A 20,737-nucleotide genomic window follows, 5' to 3' on the forward strand; every position below is an offset into this window, starting at 1 on the left:
ACCCTTACTGACAGACTACTAGCAGGTCACACATTAATTGCTGCGCCCGTTGCCACTGTTGTTCAAAATGAAAAGTGAAATTATCCATGGTCAGCCAGATAATAATCAGGCCCATGATCTGGGCGATAGAAAAACCAATAGTAAAAACATTGAGTTGTGGCGCGGCTTTGGTCATCACACCAAAGGCCAGGTTAATAATAAGCAAGGAAACAATTGGTGCCAATGACAAAGTAACCGCGCCAATAAACATCCAGCTACCCCAATGGGCTATTTTCTGGAAATTTTCAGCGTCCCACCAGCCGGCACCGATCGGAAAAGCCTCAAAACTCAAGATAATCATCTTGATCATCGCCAGGTGTCCATCAAACGCCCAAAACAGCAAGGTCGCCAGGATCAGGTAAAATTGTCCCACTGCCGGTACATTGATGCCATTAACCGGATCAACAATGGACGCGAAACCGAGACCGGTTTGCATTGCCACAATCTGGCCGGACAGCACGAAAGTATTCAGCATCATCATCGAAATAAAACCAATAGCAACACCGATAATTAGCTGTTGAATAACCAGTAAAAAGGTCCCCACAGACATAACTTCATCCACAGCTACAGGTTCGATCATCGGCATTATCAACACAGATAAAAACAGGGTCAGCAAGGCTCTGACTGGCGGTGGAATCGATTTGGCACTAAGCCCCACCATCGCAGCGAACAATCCCGACACGCGCATAAAAGGCAGCAGCAAATCGGCCAGATACTGAGTGATAGTATCAGCAACCACCACCATAAGACTTACCCGACAACCTGGGGAATACGTGCCACCATTTCAAAGGTGAAATCCATTAGCTGGCCAACCAGCCAGTGGCCGCCCCAGCTCAACGCCAGCAAGGTCACAATCAAACGTGGCAAAAAGTTAATGGTTTGCTCGTTGATCGAGGTGGCGGCCTGAAATACCGACACCGCCAGACCAACAAACAAACTGGGCAGGATAATAGCGGAAACCAGCAGTATCACCATAGACAGCGCTTCACGTAGCACGTCGACAAATATTTCCGGGCTCATATTACTCCCCTACATTCCGAAACTGTTGGCCAGCGTACCGAAAACCAGATTCCAGCCATCCACCATCACAAACAACATCAGCTTAAAGGGCAACGAGACAATCATAGGCGACAACATCATCATCCCCATGGCCATCAATACTGATGCCACTACCAGGTCCAGGATCAGGAACGGAATAAACAGCATAAAACCAATTTGGAAAGCCGTTTTCAATTCGCTGATCACAAAAGCCGGGATCAAAATATTCATGGTCACATCTGCCGGTTCCTGAAACTGATCCTGATAACCTCCAATTTCCACAAAGGTTTCCAGATCTTTGACCCGGGTTTGCGCCAGCATAAAGGCTTTAAGCGGTTCCTTGGCCAACTCATAGGCCTGAATCGAGGTGATCTGTTCATCAAGATAAGGCTGCAATGCCTGTTCGTTAATCTTGTCAAACACCGGACTCATAATGAAAATACTTAAAAACAGGCTGACACCGATTAATATCTGGTTGGACGGCGATTGCTGCAAACCGATAGCCTGACGTAAAATTGACAACACCACGATAATTCGCGTAAACGAGGTCATCATCATCAGAAATGCCGGCAACAAGCTGAGCGCGGTCATAATCGCGACCACTTGCAGGGTCATAGTGTAATCTTCCCCGCCGTTAGGGTTGGGAGTTACTGTTAACGCCGGGATCCCCTGGGCAAACACATCAAGCGGCAACAAACCTAATGCTAACAGCCCCCATATCCAGTATTTATTCATCACGCTCACCCCGGTTATGTTTCATCAACTGATTCAGCTTGTCTTTAAAACCTTCTGACTGGGCTTCGACGCTAACCGGATTTTCCATTTTGCTCAGATGATTAATATTCTGGGTGGTGATACCTAATAAATGCTGCTCATCGCCCACTTGAATCAACATGATCCGCTCGCGATTCCCGAGTGCCATTGAAGAAACCACTTTCATTTGGGCACTACCGGTTTGAGTGACATTAAACCGACGCATGACGTATCCCAGCCCGAAGATAAGCGCGAGAACAACAATCAATGACAGTAAAATTGACACATAGGTAGAAGCACTAGTGGGAGATACAGATTGTGCAAAACAGGATTGGGAAATAAGCAAGAGCCCGCCCAGCAAGGGGCGGGAGACTTTTTTAACGGAGTTTTTTGATTCTTTCGATTTGACTAATAACATCGGTTAAGCGGATACCAAATTTATCGTTGACGACTACTACTTCTCCATGAGCAATCAACGTGCCATTTATTAATACATCTAATGGCTCACCCGCGACCCGATCCAGTTCAACCACTGATCCCTGGTTCAACTGCAATAAATTTCGAATACTGATATGACTACGCCCGACTTCCATCGAGATGGTCACAGGGATATCCAGAATGGAGTCGAGCTTGCGCTTTTCTTCCACCGAAATATTGGCGTCTTCCTTTAATTCATCATATTCAGCAACCTGAACATCCTCGTTTGCATCAGATTCTTCCGCCTCTGCATCTGCCTGTTCGGCCATCGCAGCCGCCCAATCGTCCATGCCGTCTTCGTTTTCGGTACTCATCTGCTACCTCTTCATGTTGCTACAGGTCTTCTTCAAGTATTTGAAGTTCGGCGTCGCTGTCGATCCGACGCCCACCTTTGGTTAATAACTGTAATTCGGATTTAACCGACACCGGACGCTGAATTTTCTCGGTAATTTTCAGTGCCACATTGTCGCGGGAGCGTCCCAATTTGGTACGGAAGGTGGGTAAATCCTCCACCGACATCACCACATGCTCCGGCATTTCGATAGGAATAATGTCACCAGCCTGCAAGTCCATGACTTCCTGTAAGGATAGATCAAACTCAAGTAAGTCAGCAGTCACTTCCACCTTAACATCCATAATTTCATCACGCAGCGCCTTGGACCAGCGCAAATCTGTATCTTCCTTATCACTTTGCACCCCGGCATCCAGCAGTTCGCGAATAGGTTCCAGCATTGAATAGGGCAACGCCACATGGAAATCACCACCGCCGCCATCCAGTTCGATATGGAAGGAACTAATCACCACCACCTCGGTCGGGTTAACAATATTGGCCATGGCCGGATTCACTTCCGAATCCAGATATTCAAAGGATACATCCATTACCGGTGACCAGGCTTCTTTATAATCTTCAAACACCAGTTTGAGCAGCATCTGGATAATACGTCGCTCGGTGGGAGTAAACTCACGTCCTTCAATCTTGGCGTGGAAACGGCCATCCCCACCAAAAAAGTTATCCACCAGAATAAATACCAGACGGGCTTCCATGGTAATCAGGCCGGTGCCTTTTAGCGGACGAAAACGCACCATGTTCAGGCTGGTAGGAACAAACAGGGTATGTATGTACTCACCAAACTTGATCATCTGGATGCCGTTAATCGATACCTCGGCACTGCGGCGCATCATGTTGAACAAGCTGACCCGCATATGTCTGGCAAAACGCTCGTTAACGATTTCCAGGGTCGGCATGCGACCACGCACAATACGATCCTGTGAAGAAAAATCATATTCAATCGCCGAACCATCATCGATGGACGATTCAATTTCTTCCTCTTCGACATCATCAACCCCGTGTAACAGGGCATCAATTTCGTCTTGTGATAATAAATCGCTCACTTCATTTTCCTGCTGTCAAAAATCTTGTTGAATAGCAAACTATTGCATCACAAAGCCGGTAAACAGAACTTGTTCAACGACTTCACGGCCGGTCACATTTTTCATGGTGGCGCGCACCTCACGCAATGATTGTTCCTTAATCGCCGCTTTACCAGCTTCGGTAACCAGGTCATCTGCGTTCGAGCTACTAAATACTTTTAGCAATGCACCCTCGACCAGCGGAATATGTTTTTTAATTTCTTCTTCATTTTCAAAGCCGCGGATCATCAGCTGAACTTTAATTTCCACCAGTCTATCGCGTCCGACACCCGGAACGTTAAACGTAAACGGACGAGGCATGGCCACATACAAAGCCGTGCCGCTGGCCGGTGCAACTTGCTCTTCCCCCGGGTCTACCACCTCACCCAGTTCCGGCATATCATCACCACCAGCCATAAAAAAATAACCGCCTACACCGCCACCAATCAAAATCACCGCAGCGGCAATGATAATAATCATTTTCTTCTTTTTGCCGCCCTGCTCTATTTTCAGTTCTTCATCTGCCATTAAGTTATCCCTTGTGGATGAATATATCTGGAACACATTATCCAGAACTGCGGCACCTGTTGGCAATCCCAATTACTAAACAAAGTAATCAATTCCACCCAGAGCACCATTAGTGACATGCAGTTGATGTGTCTGAGTTTGCTCTTCGGTGTCATGACTGCTGTCGTCCTGGGCAAATTGGCCTCCGCCAGATGTTCCCTGCTGTTCGGCTCCACCGTTAGTTTGATCTTTTTCCTGACGCACCGTTGATTGACCTAATTCAATACCTCGTTCGGCCAGCATTTCCTTGAGACGTGGGGTACTTTGCTCCAGCATATCTCTGGCCTGCTGACTTTGTACTACAAAATTCACACTGGCTTGCTCTGCGCCTAAATGCAAGCGAATCTGCATACTGCCCAGCTCTGGTGGATCAATACGGATATCTGCCACCAGATTTTTCTGGTTCACCATCAACTGAACCTTGTCCACCAAGGTTTTAATCCCTTCCATTTTTTGCAAATTAGTAGTGTTTTTATCCAGTGCATTGTTATGTTGCACCAATTTGGTTTCGCCGAGGCGCACTGCCGTATCATCATTGTGTTCGCTGCCGCCATGCAGCATTGCCGCTTCGTTGCGTGTCGCCGTCATTGAGGCAAATTCCAGCACCTCAGTTATAGACTGGCGCGCAGATGCCGGAGCCAGTTCAGGATTATTTTTGTTTAACTCACCTAATGCTTTACCTACCATCGCCTGCAAATCCAATGCTGGTTCGCGCCCCTGCTCCAGTTGCTGACGAATCTCGTTAATTCCGGCCTGCAACGAGGCAATAAAACTCTGGCGTGTTTCCGCTGGCGCGTCCGATAGCATTTGTGTGGTTAATTTATCAATTGCCTTGCTAAGCTGCTCTTTGGGAACCGCCAATAACCGTTGCATATCTTCTGTTAGCTTAGCGATATCCTGGGTGGGTAATTCGCCCTTTCCCGCCGATTTTGCTGCATCTGCATTCTGGCCGGCTAAAAAAGCCAGTACCCTGTCCACGCTGTCAAATAATTGGCTGGCGTTGGGCTCCTTCTGATCATCAGTCTTTATCGACAGTTGCTCAAGCAAATCACTTAATGACGAGATGGCATCGGTTTCGCTACCGTTATCTGCTGCAACGGACTGTGGATCGGAAAGCTGTGACGTGCCGGACTGCAGAGTCTTAACCAGCTCGGCTAAGATATTGATGATTTCAATATTATCATCCAGGTCATCTGCTTCAGCCTTGGTCTGCAACTGGGCAAGCAACGCATCAATATCATCGATGTTGTTAACTGCATTCAAGCCAAGGTCGCTATCAAGTTCGCTATCCTGATCGATTTCCACTTCATTATCAGCGCTGCCATCGGCTGGCTGATGGGGTTTTGCAGAAAATATTTTGTCGATTAGCTTGCTCAACAAGGATTGCGATTCTTCACTGACGTCGCCCTCCTCATCCAGGGAGACAGAAGTATCACCATCTGTTGCCTTGGAAGAGGCGTTAATTTTATCCAGTAACTCCAGCCAGGCACTATGCAATTGCTGCCGAGTTAACTCGGAAGGATCGCCTTGCACAGTTTCATCAGCCAGTTCATCCGTAGACTGTGTAACCTGTTCGGCGTCTGGCGCTGCCGACTTTGCTTCTGGGCCGGGAGATGTTTTGTCGGTTTCACTCGACGCTTTACTATTCTGTGCAGCCTCATCCGCTGCTTCATCCTTGGCAGAATGACTGGCAGCTTGGGTATCCGCCGCACCTTTTTCTGCTGCTGATGCATCAATCGATTGATCTTTTTGTTGCGCGCTAGATTTATTACTGTTGTTAGATGCTGACGCTACGGAAGATTGATTTTGCTGCTTATTGGCAGAGGTGTGCTCTTTGCTGTGCTGTTCAAACATCGCGGCAAATTCTCCCGCAGACTGTTCCGTTTCCGGACCACTAGCGGCAGGTTTAGACTTTGCGGCAAGCTCTGTTGTTGAAGCGGCAAGTTGTTGCATCATAATAACGTTATCCTAGCACAATGCGTTTAACCATCTGTTTTTAATAAATATTCTAGTAAAACTAGAGTGGTGAACATCTATAATATGGCAGGCTATCCAAGCATGTTTTAGCAAATTTACCGCTTGTACCTACGTCGTGTTAGAAATATTGCAATTCCTATTCCAACGTTTAAATTTGGATAAAATTATTTGCAGTTTAGAGGCTGTTTATCTTGCGCGGGTTATGCGCGAGCGCGGATAAATTTCTGGATAGACAACTCATCCAGTAATTTTTGTTCTTCCTTGAGTTCTTTAAGTTCACGTTGTTGCAGTTTTTTATCCAACAACATATCAACGGCCTTGCGTTTACGTTGTTGTTTAAGCCACAACTCACGGCGTTGATCGGCCACCAATTTGGCTCTGGCAATCAATTTATTTTGCTCTTCACAGGCTTTATCCAGCTTGCCGATAAAGGACTGGTGCTGACCATAAGATAACGCCTTGACGCCATCGGCCCCTTTTCGCTGGATCTGGCGTAAATAATCCAGCCGGTAATTTTCCAGCCCCGCCAACTTGTTTTTATTGGTTACCCATTGTTGCTGGGCCTGCTGGAAATCGCGCGCCAGTTTATCTTCTTTCTCTTTTTCCCACTTGGCCACCATGAGTAATTGTTTATCTGGCATGACGGCTTAGCCTTTACCCAGAGCCTGGGCAAGTTTGGTCATATCTTGCAGGCTTTCATCGTATGGAGTGATTTGTTTCATGCCTTGCTGGAATAACTGACTGATTGCCGGTTCGGCATTAATGGCCAGATCAATTCTGGGATCGGTTCCTTTGGTATAAGCGCCAATACTGATTAAATCGCGGTTTTGCTGATAATTAGAATACACCTGACGAATTCGACGTGACGCGGCTAAATGCTCTTCACTGACGACCATTGGCATCACCCGGCTAATGGAGGCTTCAACATCAATAGCAGGATAATGTCCTGAATCGGATAAACGCCGGGCCAGCACAATATGTCCATCCAGTATCGCTCTTGCCGCGTCGGCAATCGGGTCCTGCAGATCATCACCTTCCACCAACACAGTATAAAATGCGGTGATAGATCCCTGGCTGGCACTGCCATTACCCGCCCGTTCGACCAATGCCGGTAAACGGGCAAATACCGAAGGTGGATAGCCTTTGGTCGCGGGTGGTTCCCCCACAGCCAAGGCAATTTCACGCTGCGCCATGGCATAACGGGTGAGTGAATCCACCAACAGCAATACATTCATGCCTTGATCACGAAAATATTCGGCAATACTTACCGCCGTTTCACAGCCTTTGAGACGCATTAGTGGCGAGGTATCCGCAGGGGCCGCAACCACTACAGATTTTTGACGCTCTTCGTCGCCCAAAATATCATGGATAAATTCTTTGACCTCGCGGCCCCTTTCACCAATAAGGCCAACAACGACCACATCGGCGCTGGTGCCGCGGGTCATCATCCCCAACAGCACGCTTTTGCCCACACCACTACCAGCGAACAGTCCCATTCGCTGGCCTTGTCCAACGGTAAGCATGGCATTAACCGCACGCACGCCCACATCCAGAGGTCTTTCAATGGGTTTGCGCAATAACGGATTCATTGGCGGACGTGTCAGTGGCACGCGCTGGTCAGTTTTAATCGGCCCCAGTCCGTCCAGAGGCTGACCATTGCCATCCACCACGCGACCAAGTAATTCCATTCCCACCGGAATGCCCTGCTCACGACTAAGTGGTTGCACACGAGAACCCGGCACTATGCCTTTAACCGCTTCGGTTGGCATCAGGTAAGTAATATTCTCGGCAAAACCCACCACTTCGGCTTCAATCTCGCCATCGATAGTTTGCACCAGACATTGACTACCAACCGGTAACTGACAGCCAACGGCTTCCAGGGTAAGACCAATGCCGCGTACCAATTTTCCCTCGGCAACAGTTTGTGGATTAGGGACTTGAGTCTGATACTGCTTGATACGTTCAAGTAAACTGGACACGGATTAACCTCATTGATAATTAAGGCCTTGCTGCAACAGAAATTTGTCCAGCACATCACGGGTACGACGTTCTACCGACAAGTCAACGGCATTGCTATCGGTGACAATATCGCAACCGCCGCGCGCCATATCCGGTGTTTCAATCAGTCTCCAATGATGTCGCTCAATATCTTCTTCACTGAAATGTTGTTTGATTAATACCAAATCATCCGGATGCAAGCGGATCTGATATTGTTTATCGGCAATAGGTAGTACTTTTAACCCTTCACTCAAGGCCTGAAAAATAATGTCCTGATTGGTAGTGACTTCGCAGCGTATTACCGCTTTAGCTAAAGACGTTGCCAACAATACCAGTTCATTTTCCAGTTGTTTGTCGACTTTTTCCACAGGCTTGATCAGTTGTTCAAGCAGCTTCTGCCATTGTTCACGTTGCTGGTTGCTCTCTTCCTGTCCGGCGCTTAATCCCTCGTCTTTACCTTGCTCAAACCCTTGCTCGTAGCCTTGTTGGTGACCTTCTGCCTGACCTTGCTCCTGACCTTTTTGCAATCCTTCCTGCTGGCCTTGGTCAAAACCTTCCTGATAGGCTGCCTGACGAATCGCTTCAATCTCATCGGCTGTAGGTAAGCTTAGTTCCTGTTCAGTTTCACTTTCCGGTGGTTCATACACCCAGTTGCTGGTTTTATTAATCGCATTGGTTTTACCCGCCTCGCGGGCGCGTTGCTCTTCATCCTCAATCAGCGGCAATTCCCAGGCTTTAATCGCCTCGGATAATTCGTCATCCGTATCCCGTTCAGACATATAGGTGTTCAGCCTCGCAACCAATAATGTTTAAACTGATTAGAGGAACTCATCTCCGCCTCCACCGCCAAGCATAATTTCACCGGCATCGGCCAGACGACGAGCCACTGACAGTATTTCTTTCTGTGCGGCTTCCACTTCACTAACTCGCACCGGTCCCAACGCTTCAAGGTCATCCAGCAACATTTCGGCCGCCCGTTTGGACATATTGCTGGTGATTTTTTCTTTAAGATTATCATCAGCACCCTTGATGGCTTTAAGCAACGCCTCTTGTTGTACTTCACGCAGAATGGTCTGAATGGCGCGATCGTCGGCATCCACCAGATTATCAAACACGAACATCAGATCCTGGATTTGCTGACTCATCTCTTCGTCTTGCTCACGAATAGCATCCATCAATTGACCTTCGATATTGGTATCCAGGTAGTTCATAATCTCGGCTGCGGATTTCAGGCCGCCCATTTTGGCTGCCTGTGCCCCGGCTTGACCGGCAAACTGTTTCTCCATAATTTCATTCAATTCTTGCAAGGCTGCGGGCTGTACTTCTTCCAGATTGGCGATACGCATCATCAGATCGAGGCGCACTTTTTCCGGGAACTGAGCCATAATTTCGGCCGACTGTTCGGCGTCCAGATAGGACATCACTATGGTCTGGATCTGCGGATGCTCATGACGAATAATGCCGGCAACCTGTTTGGAATCCATCCATTTTAGCGAGTCCAGACCTTTGGCCCCGCCGCCGGCCAGGATTTGGTCAATCAGATTGGCGGCTTTATCTTCACCTAACGCAGCGGTCAGGGCTTTTTTAACAAAATCCTGACTCTGGAAACCGATGGTGCTGTAATTCTGAATTTCTTCGATAAAATGTTTATGCACTGCGGTAATTTTATTTTGGGTCATATCCTCGATGCTGGCCATCGCGGTTCCCAACTTCTGCACCTGCTTGGGCTCCAGATGCTTGAGGATCTGGGCGGCATCTTCTTCGGATAAACTCAGTAACAGGATTGACGCTTTTTCAACCCCTTCCAGTTTACCGACGTCATAACCTGTCGATTGTTGTTCTGCTAATTCTTCAGCCATCACTTTTGCCTATCTATTAGTATCAATTGCTACTAGTCATCTTGCATCAACCAGCCCTTGACCACTTGCGCGGACAATTCCGGTTCATTGGCTACCAGCGCCCTGACAGCTTTGAGTACATCTTCATCTTTATGCAGATCCGGCATATGCAGCGAGCCATCCGGCGAGAAGCCCACCTGATCGGCATCAAATTCCTGCGACAGCATACTGATGGTGTCATCGCCCAGATCCAGACCGGTATCGGCATCAAAATCATCTTTGTCCTGTGCCACGTCGGGATTAATCAGCTTGCGTAACATCGGTCTGACCACTGCCAGTATCAATACAATAATAACCAGTCCGCCTACTACTAATCTTAGTACACGCATAAACCAGGGTTGTTCCCAGATTGGTGTTTCCGGGATCGCGCCTTCGTCAAGACGACTGAACGGAATGGTGACCACTTCCAGTGTATCGCCACGGGTAATATCAAAACCGATGCCACCTTGCAACAGACGACGCAAACTAAGTAACTCTGCCTGCTCACGCGGCACACTGGTGGTACTGCCATCGGCGGCTGTTTCACGCACATGATCCACGGCTACCGATACACTCAAACGACGAATTTGACCAGTCTGTTGTTTGGTATGGCTGATAGTGGTATCGAGCTCGAAATTGCGCGTGGCTTCTTTATGACTGCGACCTGGTGTGGTGGTTTGCGAATTGGACGCCGTTGCATTTTCAGGAATATTCGAATCCAGGGGAGGTTGATTGGTTAGCGCACCGGGAATACCCGCAATCACCGAACCCACGCTATTTTCTTCTACAGTCATCTCGCTTCTGACTGCCGGCAAATCCGGGTTATAGCGTTTCTGGGTTTGTTCGACAGCAGTAAAATCCATGCTGACATCAACTTGAGCAGTGTAGTTACCCAATCCCAGCACCGGGATCAGAATGGAATCGATTTTAGCCAGATATTCCGCTTCGCGTTTTTTTTCTAGTTCATATTCTTTGCGGGCACGCGCCGAGGTTGCGTCCTGAGAGCCGGAATTGAGCAAGCGACCGGTACTGTCGGTCACCGTCACTCTGGAAGGTTCCATGCCCTGCACTGATGAAGCAACGATATCCACCACCGCGTCGACTTCTTCACCGGACAGCACCGCACCACGACGCAAAGTCAAAACCACAGTGGCGCCAGCTTTTTTCTCGCGACGGGCAAATACATTCTCTTTGGGTAAAGACAGCAATACTTTGGCTTTGCCTACGGAGGACAAATCTTCAATAGTATGGGCTATTTGTTGTTCTCTGGCGTGCTTGAGGCGTTCCATTTCAACCCGCTGGCTGACGCCAAAGCCCATATCCTGCATGATAATATCGGTGCCGGATGAAGATTCCTCATTCATCCCCTGCCGGGCCATCCCCATTTTGATACTGTCGTAATCGGCTTCGTTAACGTAGATAGTGTCGCCTTTGAGTTGGTATTCGATCTGGTTGGCATCCAGATAATCCAGACGCTGGATCAATTCTTCGGTAGGCATTTTTGCCAATGGTCTGAGATCCGGTTCCTGCGCCCAAATAACGATAAAGATCGCGATGGCAATGCTGATCACTAAAGCGACCACCAAGGTGATCTGGCGCAGTACGTCAACGCTATTAAGATTTTCCAGAATACTCGGCGTGGATGAGTTTTCCGCCATCATTCTGTCATCGTTATTGCTTACCGCCAGTTCTGTACCTGTTGCTTCTGCCACACTAAAACCCTCTTATTACACCGGCATATTCATAATGGTTTTATAGGCTTCAAGCACCTTATTGCGTACCTGAATAGTTGCCTCAAAAGCTAACCCCGCTTTTTCCTTAGCTATCATTACGTCAGCCAAACTTAAAGACGTATCACCCATCTCGAACTTGACAGCTTTATCTTTACCGTCCAGTTGCATGGTATTAACTGTGTTGAGGGCCTGACTAAGCATATCGCCAAAATTCTGCGATGTAGGGTTGATTTGGGTAGGTTGTAAATCACCAATGCCGCTTTGCGCCTGGGCACTGAGAGATTGTAATTCGCTATATAAGCTTTGGGCCTTAATATCCATCGCTGTCTGAAACCTCTGACATATTCTTGCTATTCATTACAGTTAGCAACTCCAGTGCCACAATATTATTTATTAATAGTTTCAATAACTTATGCTTAATCGATGCGTTATAAAAAATGGTGGCGATTTTTTGACGCCAGGTATGATCAACAAGGCGAGTGGTTTATTTACATGTCAGGAAACGTTATGGAAAAGGGAAAATAAAACAGATTGGAAGCATAATGGATTCCCCCTTCGACTGCTCGTTCCTCGCGCTCGGGCGAACGGGACAGACAAGTTGCTTATCCGGCCTTTCCGGTAAACCCGGGATGAATTGAACAGATAGATCTCGTAGTGCTTCCTCAACAAGATATGGGTGAACGGAGAAGCAGTCGAACCATAACCCGCTTCGACTGCTCGTTCCTTGTTATCCAGCTTTTCAAGCCGGTAACTGAATGCCTACATCCCGCATTCTGGCCAGTTTATAGCGCAAGGTTCTGGGACTGATACCCAGTTTTTCGGCAACTTCCTTACGCCGGCCATTGCAGGCATTGAGCGTATCGAGAATGATCTGATGTTCCTGATAGCGCAGCTCTGTTCCCAACTTGGCCTCTTCCTGTACCTCTGCCGCTGCAGTTGTATCTGCTGGTTCGAGACTGGAGTTGTTCAGGTTATCAATCATCAGATCCTGACTATCAATCTGTTCACCACTGCCCAGAATTAACGCACGCTGGATGACATTCTCCAGTTCGCGCACATTGCCAGGCCAGGCATATTGCATCAATTTTGATCGGGCCGCAGCGGTCAGTTTAGGGGCATGATCCGACTGACAATGACGTTCGATAAGGTGCTCCGCCAATGGCAGAATATCGCCATTACGTTTGGCTAGTGCACTCCAGGTTAACGGGAATACATTTAGACGGTAATAAAGATCTTCACGAAATTCGCCCTTTTCTACCGCCTCGAGCAAGTTACGGTTACTGGTTGCCAACACCCGCACATCCAGAGAAATGGTTTTACGTCCACCTAATCTTTCGACTTCTTTTTCCTGCAAAACCCGCAAAATTTTGGCCTGCAACGCCAAGTCCATTTCGGTGATTTCATCCAGTAACAAGGTTCCACCTTGCGCCTGTTCAAATTTGCCCGGGCAGGCTTGGAGTGCGCCGGTAAACGCACCTTTTTCATAACCAAATAGCGTCGCTTCCAACATGTTTTCCGGGATTGCGGCGCAGTTAATTGCCACAAAGTCCTGCTCGGCGCGGGCAGATTGATCATGAATATAGCGAGCTAACACCTCTTTACCTGAGCCACTGGGGCCCAAAATCATCACTGTGGCGTCAGAACTTGCTACCCGCTCGGCCAGTTTAAGCAGTTGCTGGCTAACGGGATCGGCCACAATAGGCTGGCGGGACTCGACTTTTTGCGCCGGCGCATAACGTTCCACCAGATTAAGCAGCACCTGTGGAGCAAAAGGCTTGGCCAGATAATCGGTAGCCCCATCCCGCATAGCTTGCACCGCATCGTTAATGGTGGCGTAAGCTGTCATCAGCAGCACTGGCATATTGGCGAATTTATTCTTGATACTTTTAAGCAATGCCAGCCCGCTCATATCACCCATCTGAATATCGCTGACCACAAGATCAACGTTGTGACGGCCTAATTGCACCATCGCCGATTCGGCACTATCTGCCTCAATAATGTCGTAACCACCTAACATCAACGTGTCGACCAGTGCTTCACGCAAGCCGACATCATCTTCAACAATCATGACTTTTGTGGAACTCATGCTGTTAACTCCTGTTTGGAACAATGGGAATGGGTAGGAATAAAAATAGGCAACGACAAGGTAAAACTGGCGCCACCGCTACGTGGGGATTGCGCATAAACACTGCCTTTGTGAGACTGGGCAACCGCCTTGACAACAGCCAGCCCCAACCCCGTTCCCTGGGAACGGGTAGTATAAAAAGGTTCAAATAACTGATTAATATGTTGCTCATCAAATCCCGGACCGTTGTCGCTGACGGACAGCAACACTTGGCCAGCAACATCCTCAGCGCGTTTGGCGCTCAAGGTAATTTCGGCCCCCTGGGGTTTAATTTGTAAACTGTTATGGATAAGGTTTTGTAGAGCGCCAGCTAAAGCGGTGCGATTACCCAAAATAATAATATCCGGATCCGGCATTTCTACCTTTATTCTGGCTTGATGCTGCGACAACATTGCATCACATCCTGTTTCGACTTCTTCCAGCAAGGATTGCATGGACAACTCGCTAACCACCTGCTCAGAACCACTTTTGGCAAATAGCAACATATCATTTACCTGATGCTCCAAATCCTGCAGGCGTGAAAGCAGTTTGTCACTGAACTTTTGTCGCGAGTCCTGATCCAGTCGACTACTGGCAATATTAGCGGCATAAAGCATCGCTGCAGACAAAGGTGTACGAATTTGATGCGCCAGCGAAGCCACCATATTACCCAATGATGACAAGCGCTGCATATGACTGACACGCTGTTGCAACTGGCGGGTTTCAGTCAGATCGGTTAATACAATAAGTTGGCCCGGCTCTTTTTCCAGCGGGCAGATAGATAACTTGACCTTACGCCCATCATAGAGCGAAACTTCATGACCGTCGTCCGCTTGTGGGCGAAAAGAACGGCGAATAATCATCCGCCACGACTGACCTTCTAATGGTTCGCCGAGCAAATCAATCGCAACCTGATTGGCCTGTCGTACATTACCCTGACCATCAATAACCACCACACCCGCCGGCATGACCTCCAGCAAATGGGAAAGACGATCACTTTGCTGCTGAAGACTTTCAATATCTTCAACACTGTATGTTGTTACATCGGGTTGCTGTGGTGCTTTGATTACCAGTTGGGCAACGGCCATATCTACCTCGTGTCAAAATCCAGACAGAGGTACACAAAGCAGTTACCATGCCAATTTTATAGCTGTTTTATTTCAATAACTTAGAAGATTAACGACGCCAGAAAGACGCCACTAGCAGTAGAATACTCAGGACTCGGCAGGGTTACGAATCATCTCGGGACAGATCATATTTGCGCATTTTTTCGACTAAGGTGGTTCTGCGCATACCCAACAATTCTGCCGAGCGGGCGACCACCCATTCCTGCTGTTCCAGTGCCTGCTTGATCAGAGAAATTTCCAGCTCGGAAATATACTCTTTTAAATTAACCCCCTCGGGAGGAAGCTGACCATTACCGTTAATTTGACTTTCTTCGTCTTGTTGTGGATCATCATCGATATCCGGATCTTCACCAAACATGGCGTTGATTGCATCCCGTTCAAGCATTTCTTCCGGGTAATCCGGCTGGTATTCTTCCACGTCCAGATGCTGGTATTTGTGCGGTAACTGAGCAACATCTATGATCTGGTTGGGATACATGATCGTCAAACGTTCAACCAGATTAGACAGTTCTCTGACGTTCCCCGCCCACTGATGCTCCATCAATGACAACAACGCATTTTCGGTAAATTTGATATTAGCGCCGTTTTCCTTTTCAACCCTGGAAACCAGTTCTTGTAACAACAACGGGATATCTTCTTTGCGTTCGCGCAGTGCCGGTGTTTCTATCGGAAAAACATTTAAACGGTAGAATAGGTCTTCACGAAACTTTTCCTGAATAACCATTTGCTCCAGATCCCGGTGTGTAGCGGCAATCACCCGCACATCACATTTAACCGGTTTTACCCCACCAACGCGCTCAAAGGTACGCTCTTGCAATACACGCAGCATTTTTACCTGCATCTGCAAGGGCATATCACCGATTTCGTCCAGAAAAAGTGTACCGCCTTCGGCTAATTCAAAACGCCCTTTTCGGGCATTCACCGCGCCGGTAAAGGCGCCTTTTTCATGACCAAACAGTTCACTTTCCAGCAATTCGGCTGGAATCGCACCACAGTTGACCGGAATAAAGGGACCGGACTTGCGTGAGGACAAATAGTGCAGGTTGCGGGCAACCACTTCCTTACCAGTGCCGGACTCACCCAGCACCAAGACATTGGCTTCGGTGGGAGCAACTTGCTCAATCATTTGCCGTACTTGCTGGATTTCACGACTTTTACCAATCAGGCTACGGAATAGTTTGGTTTTGTTAATAACCGAAGTGGGCTTTTGCGGGCGCTGGTTAATATATTCCTGACAACGATGCAACATGTTAGTCAATGCCGGATAGGTGACAGGTTCATTTAGCAGCCCCACCACATTGGCAGGTTTGCTGGCCGGTTGCTGACCGACAATAACGAAAGGTTGGTGCGGAAAGGCCCCGGTCAATTCAATGGCTAACTGTGGTGATTCTCCATCTATCAGCACCGCCTTAAACTGTGATGAACGTTTCAGGTGCGATACCGCCTCCGCAAACCCGGCTGTTAAACAGGATTCTCCCATAAACGTCAGCACTGTCTTTAGGTTCGCCTGCCGGGATTCCTGCCCGCTGATCACCAAAATATCATTCATTGCCAATCCTAAATGCACCAAATCGATTATATGGACATGTTGTCCTATTATTTTCGATCCCGATTTTAACTGTTCGCAGAGTGATAGCAACCTGTTTAAAGCCCGATGAACAATAGTGTTCAAATTTCACTCAATTCCAGCCAATTATGGTCTCGGCATACGATTGTAGACTGATCAAATATATGTCAAAACACAGTATCAGCGGTCAACAGGCCCGACTCACTTGGAATATAAATAGTTAGCCGGTAACATCCCCATACATCTGTCCTGCCGATAAGTCATTATAATGGATTTACTTAAAACCGCCCGAGAAGTGTTTGCTATCGAAGCCCGGGCAATTTTGCATCTGGCTGAACATCTGGATGCCGATTACGACAAAGCCATTAACGCCATTTTGCAGGCTAAGGGGCGGGTGGTGGTATGCGGCATGGGTAAATCCGGCCTGATCGGCAAAAAAATTGCCGCCACCTTGGCCAGTACCGGAACACCCAGCTTTTTTATGCATCCCAGTGAAGCCTTTCATGGCGATTTGGGCATGGTCACACCCGACGACGTATTTATCGCCATTTCCAATTCCGGCGAAACCGAAGAATTATTAAAACTGATGCCCTATCTCACCGACAATCGCAACTATGTAATTGCGTTAACCGGCAATAAACAATCGAGCCTGGGACGAGCGGCCAACGCTATTTTGAATATCAGCGTAGAACAGGAAGCCTGTCCTCTGCAATTAGCCCCTACAGCATCAACCACGGCGACTTTGGCGATGGGCGATGCCATTGCTGTTACCCTGATGCATGCCAAAGATTTTCAGCCGGAACATTTTGCCCGGTTTCATCCTGGCGGCAATTTGGGGCGCCGTCTATTAGCCACCGTCAAAGATGAAATGATTGTAGATAATTTGCCGATGGTGAACGCCTCAGCCAGCTTTGCCGAACTGGTCGACTGTATCTCAACCGGACAATTGGGTTTGGCCGTGGTGCAATCCGAAGAAGGCATAGGAATTACCACCGATGGTGATATCCGCCGTGCTTTCAACCGCTACAACAAAGAGGTGTTTGATTTAACCGCGGCGGACTTAATGTCGGCCTCTCCCAAAACCATCAATGCCGAAGCAAAAATGAGTGACGCCTTCGCCATAATGGAAGCCAATAAAATTACCGCATTAATTGTAATGGAACAGGAACGGGTCGTCGGCATATTGAAAAAATAGACCTCGGCGCCTGTTTATCTATCGGACATAAAAAAGGCAGTGAAACACTGCCTTGGTTATTTATAATGCCAGTCAACACATTCCGTTTAGCCCAACAGCGCTAATACCTGACCTTTCTGCTGGTTAGACTGGGCCTGCACCGCAATACTGGCCTGGCTGAGAATATCATTGGCTGCTTTATCCGACGTTGCTTGCGCATAGTCAGTGTCCTGGATGCGACTTTGCGCTGCTGCCACATTCACTTCAGTTTGCGCCAGGTTACGTGCCGCACTTTCAAACTGGTTTTGGGTTGCGCCTAAGTCGGCTCGGACACCGCCCACATATTCCACCGCACTATCGGCCGCTTTTAACGCATCTTCAGCACCTTTGGCAGTACTCAAATCCACGTTAAGGATATCGCTTAAACCACCGGCAATATCCTTGGTGCCGACACTGATTTTTTGACCGGCGTTAGCACCAATCTGAAAATCAATATCGCCTTCCCCACCGAGTAATTTTTTACCGGCAAATTCGGTTTGATCAATAGTCTGGCTAATATTGTCCTGCAACTGGCTAACTTCTTTTTGCAGGGCCTTGCGATCAGCGTCGGTCAATAACCCGTTACCCGCCTGAATCGATAACTCGCGAATACGGTTAACGTCATTTGAAATACCGGATAAACCGCTTTCAGCCACTTGTGACAACGAAATACCGTCATAAGCATTGGTTACTGACTGACGATAACCGGAAACTTGCGATGTTAAACGGTCAATTATCTGTAATCCGGCAGCGTCATCCGCTGCGCTGTTAACTTTCTTGCCCGATGCCAGTTTTTCAAAAATAGACTTCTGCTTTTCCTGCAGCTGTTGCAGCAAAGATGTATTAGAATCATTGGTGTTCAGGTTGATCATTATCTACCTCCTCGGTCAGCTACCAAACTGACACAAAAACCTCTTGCTAAGAATAGCAAAGGGTTGGGTAGAAAGTAAGCAATGGAATGAGGTTGGCGTATGAAAAATAATACCAGGGTATAGATTGAATAAAAATCGATTTACTAGCTTAGTGGTTACCTTTTGTAAAACAAAAAATAAATTTCAGGAATAACGTTGAACTTTTGTCACACCAATATTTACTTTAGTTTAGTGTGATAACATATTGTTTCACAATTAAAACTAAGCAGATGAAAGTCAAGTTATCAGCACCATTTTTTGTATATTTCCGTTAAGTCATAAAAAGAGGAACACATGCAGGTAGTATTGTTAGGCGGAGGTGGACACTGCAAGGCATGCATCGATGTCATTGAAAGTGAAGGTGCGAAAATTGCTGGCTTTCTGGCTCCCCACGCTTCTGACAACATCGGTGATTATTGCCGCCTAGGTGACGACAGTTGGCTGAATAATCCTGACGCTGCGTTATATAGTTATTTGTTAGCGTTTGGCCAAACGCAAATATCCCCTGCCAGGGAAACTCTATTTATCCAGTTAAAAGACAAGCAATTAAAACTGCACACCTCGATCTCTCCACAAGCCTTGGTTTCACCCAAAGCGAACGTTTTATCCGGATCAATAATAATGCACAAGGCGGTTGTAAACGCCTATGCACAGATTGGAGAGAATTGCATTGTCAATACTTCCTCGGTTATTGAGCATGACGTAATACTTGGCAGCCACACCATTATTTCACCTGGCGCAATCCTAAATGGTAACGTCACTATAGGGGGCGGCTCCATAGTAGGAAGCGGTGCTATAGTGTTACCCGGAATTAATATTGCACCAAACACTATCATCGGGGCAGGTGCTGTCGTGACTAAAGATATTACTTCTGCTGGTACTTGGGTAGGCATACCGGCTCGAAGAACGTAACTTGCGCAATACTTAACTCCTTGTGGAATTAAAGGCATTGGCAGGAATTGCCGATAATATGCAGATAGAATGTAACTTGTGGAATAAGCTAGTGAAAAAATTCGCCTTGATGGGAGCTGCAGGCTACATAGCCCCTCGCCATATGAAAGCTATAAAAGAGACCGACAACGAGTTGGTCGCAGCCCTTGATCCCAGTGATTCAGTCGGCATTCTGGACAGTTATTTCCCTTCCTGCCAGTTTTTTACTGAATATGAGCGATTTGACCGCCATCTGGACAAAAGGAAAAGGGCAAATAAACCTGTAGACTACGTTTCTATCTGTACTCCCAACTACCTGCATGATTCTCATATTCGCTTCGCACTTCGTTCAGGGTGTCAGGCGATTTGTGAAAAACCACTTGTTCTGAATCCCTGGAATATTGATGCATTGCAGGAAATCGAACTGGAATATGGTTTGAAAGTGAATACCATTTTACAACTACGTTTACATTCTTCCATTAAGTCACTCAAGCAACAAATTGCACAGGCCAGTAACAACAAAAAATACGATGTTGATCTGACATATATTACCTCCAGAGGGCAATGGTACGGCCGCTCCTGGAAGGGCGATGTAAAAAAATCCGGCGGTATTGCCACCAATATTGGGGTGCATTTTTTTGATATGCTGTATTTTCTGTTTGGTAAATTGCAGGACAACAAATTGCTGATATCAGAAGAAAATACTGCATCCGGATATCTGGAGTATGAAAAGGCCCGAGTACGCTGGTTCTTGTCTACCGATGAAAAGAACCTGCCTGCAGCTGTCCGCTTGCAAGGACAACGTACCTATCGCAGCATTACTCTGGATGATAAAGAAATAGAGTTCTCTGGTGGTTTCACCGACTTGCATACCTTAAGTTATCAGGAAATCTTGCGAGGTAACGGGTTTGGACTGGAGGACAACCGAGTAGCGGTGGAAACTGTTGCTGCAATTCGAAATATGTCCGTTTCAAATTCAAGGGACTATGCCCATCCATTTATAGCCTATCTATAAT

21 protein-coding genes are annotated in these 20,737 nt (G+C 47.4%); 3 read left to right on the forward strand and 18 right to left on the reverse strand.

The features are described 5' to 3' along the window. Positions 1–4 precede the first annotated feature (4 nt). The 17 genes from fliR to V1467_RS14990 form a co-directional block, all read right to left on the reverse strand. Positions 5–784, reverse strand: coding sequence for a flagellar biosynthetic protein FliR (gene fliR, locus V1467_RS14910; protein WP_416305767.1), 780 nt, complete (start codon positions 782–784; stop codon positions 5–7). Between the two features lie 5 nt (positions 785–789). Further along, on the reverse strand, positions 790–1,059 hold the full coding sequence (gene fliQ / locus V1467_RS14915; RefSeq protein ID WP_416305768.1) for a flagellar biosynthesis protein FliQ: 270 nt from the start codon (positions 1,057–1,059) through the stop codon (positions 790–792). A gap of 9 nt (positions 1,060–1,068) precedes the next feature. Continuing rightward, on the reverse strand, positions 1,069–1,812 hold the full coding sequence (fliP, locus tag V1467_RS14920; protein ID WP_416305769.1) for a flagellar type III secretion system pore protein FliP: 744 nt from the start codon (positions 1,810–1,812) through the stop codon (positions 1,069–1,071). Further along, a complete protein-coding gene (fliO, locus tag V1467_RS14925; protein ID WP_416305770.1) occupies positions 1,805–2,248 on the reverse strand; it encodes a flagellar biosynthetic protein FliO in 444 nt (147 codons plus the stop codon). Before fliO ends, fliP begins: the two co-directional genes overlap by 8 nt. Further along, a complete protein-coding gene (fliN, locus tag V1467_RS14930) occupies positions 2,208–2,621 on the reverse strand; it encodes a flagellar motor switch protein FliN (protein WP_416305771.1) in 414 nt (137 codons plus the stop codon). Before fliN ends, fliO begins: the two co-directional genes overlap by 41 nt. A 19-nt stretch (positions 2,622–2,640) precedes the next feature. Continuing rightward, positions 2,641–3,699 (reverse strand): flagellar motor switch protein FliM, encoded by a 1,059-nt coding sequence (gene fliM, locus V1467_RS14935; RefSeq protein ID WP_416305772.1) that lies wholly within the window; start codon positions 3,697–3,699, stop codon positions 2,641–2,643. Between the two features lie 39 nt (positions 3,700–3,738). Further along, positions 3,739–4,245 (reverse strand): flagellar basal body-associated protein FliL, encoded by a 507-nt coding sequence (gene fliL / locus V1467_RS14940; protein WP_416305773.1) that lies wholly within the window; start codon positions 4,243–4,245, stop codon positions 3,739–3,741. 75 nt (positions 4,246–4,320) lie between these two features. Continuing rightward, a complete protein-coding gene (locus tag V1467_RS14945; protein WP_416305774.1) occupies positions 4,321–6,240 on the reverse strand; it encodes a flagellar hook-length control protein FliK in 1,920 nt (639 codons plus the stop codon). 221 nt (positions 6,241–6,461) lie between these two features. Then, on the reverse strand, positions 6,462–6,902 hold the full coding sequence (gene fliJ / locus V1467_RS14950) for a flagellar export protein FliJ (RefSeq protein WP_416305775.1): 441 nt from the start codon (positions 6,900–6,902) through the stop codon (positions 6,462–6,464). 6 nt (positions 6,903–6,908) lie between these two features. Beyond that, entirely contained in the window at positions 6,909–8,240 is a 1,332-nt protein-coding gene (gene fliI, locus V1467_RS14955; RefSeq protein WP_416305776.1) for a flagellar protein export ATPase FliI, read from the reverse strand. Positions 8,241–8,249: 9 nt separating this feature from the next. Further along, the gene (gene fliH, locus V1467_RS14960; protein ID WP_416305777.1) at positions 8,250–9,038 is read right to left on the reverse strand and encodes a flagellar assembly protein FliH; all 789 of its coding nucleotides are present in this window, start codon (positions 9,036–9,038) and stop codon (positions 8,250–8,252) included. A 39-nt stretch (positions 9,039–9,077) separates the two neighbouring features. Then, the gene (gene fliG, locus V1467_RS14965) at positions 9,078–10,118 is read right to left on the reverse strand and encodes a flagellar motor switch protein FliG (protein ID WP_416305778.1); all 1,041 of its coding nucleotides are present in this window, start codon (positions 10,116–10,118) and stop codon (positions 9,078–9,080) included. A gap of 32 nt (positions 10,119–10,150) precedes the next feature. Continuing rightward, a complete protein-coding gene (gene fliF, locus V1467_RS14970; protein WP_416305779.1) occupies positions 10,151–11,848 on the reverse strand; it encodes a flagellar basal-body MS-ring/collar protein FliF in 1,698 nt (565 codons plus the stop codon). Positions 11,849–11,863: 15 nt separating this feature from the next. Continuing rightward, complete coding sequence (gene fliE, locus V1467_RS14975) at positions 11,864–12,190, reverse strand: flagellar hook-basal body complex protein FliE (RefSeq protein ID WP_416305780.1); 327 nt, start codon at positions 12,188–12,190, stop codon at positions 11,864–11,866. Between the two features lie 418 nt (positions 12,191–12,608). Beyond that, positions 12,609–13,955 carry a sigma-54-dependent transcriptional regulator gene (locus tag V1467_RS14980; RefSeq protein WP_416305781.1) on the reverse strand — a complete coding sequence of 449 codons (1,347 nt, stop codon included), beginning with the start codon at positions 13,953–13,955 and terminating at the stop codon, positions 12,609–12,611. Beyond that, positions 13,952–15,061 (reverse strand): sensor histidine kinase, encoded by a 1,110-nt coding sequence (locus tag V1467_RS14985; protein ID WP_416305782.1) that lies wholly within the window; start codon positions 15,059–15,061, stop codon positions 13,952–13,954. Before V1467_RS14985 ends, V1467_RS14980 begins: the two co-directional genes overlap by 4 nt. A gap of 142 nt (positions 15,062–15,203) precedes the next feature. Then, positions 15,204–16,649: a sigma-54 dependent transcriptional regulator gene (locus V1467_RS14990; protein ID WP_416305783.1), complete on the reverse strand. Its 1,446-nt coding sequence runs from the start codon at positions 16,647–16,649 to the stop codon at positions 15,204–15,206. A gap of 286 nt (positions 16,650–16,935) precedes the next feature. Between V1467_RS14990 and V1467_RS14995 the strand changes: the two genes are divergently transcribed. Further along, positions 16,936–17,862, forward strand: coding sequence for a KpsF/GutQ family sugar-phosphate isomerase (locus V1467_RS14995; RefSeq protein ID WP_416305784.1), 927 nt, complete (start codon positions 16,936–16,938; stop codon positions 17,860–17,862). 86 nt (positions 17,863–17,948) lie between these two features. Here V1467_RS14995 and V1467_RS15000 read toward each other — a convergent pair whose 3' ends face one another. Further along, entirely contained in the window at positions 17,949–18,752 is an 804-nt protein-coding gene (locus V1467_RS15000) for a flagellin (RefSeq protein WP_416305785.1), read from the reverse strand. A 333-nt stretch (positions 18,753–19,085) separates the two neighbouring features. Between V1467_RS15000 and V1467_RS15005 the strand changes: the two genes are divergently transcribed. Continuing rightward, entirely contained in the window at positions 19,086–19,703 is a 618-nt protein-coding gene (locus V1467_RS15005; RefSeq protein ID WP_416305786.1) for a NeuD/PglB/VioB family sugar acetyltransferase, read from the forward strand. A gap of 91 nt (positions 19,704–19,794) precedes the next feature. Then, the gene (locus V1467_RS15010; protein ID WP_416305787.1) at positions 19,795–20,736 is read left to right on the forward strand and encodes a Gfo/Idh/MocA family oxidoreductase; all 942 of its coding nucleotides are present in this window, start codon (positions 19,795–19,797) and stop codon (positions 20,734–20,736) included. Position 20,737: the final 1 nt, after the last annotated feature.

The sequence above is a fragment of the Neptunicella plasticusilytica genome, from assembly GCF_047922965.1.
In the GTDB taxonomy this organism is placed as follows: Bacteria; Pseudomonadota; Gammaproteobacteria; order Enterobacterales; family Alteromonadaceae; genus Neptunicella; species Neptunicella plasticusilytica.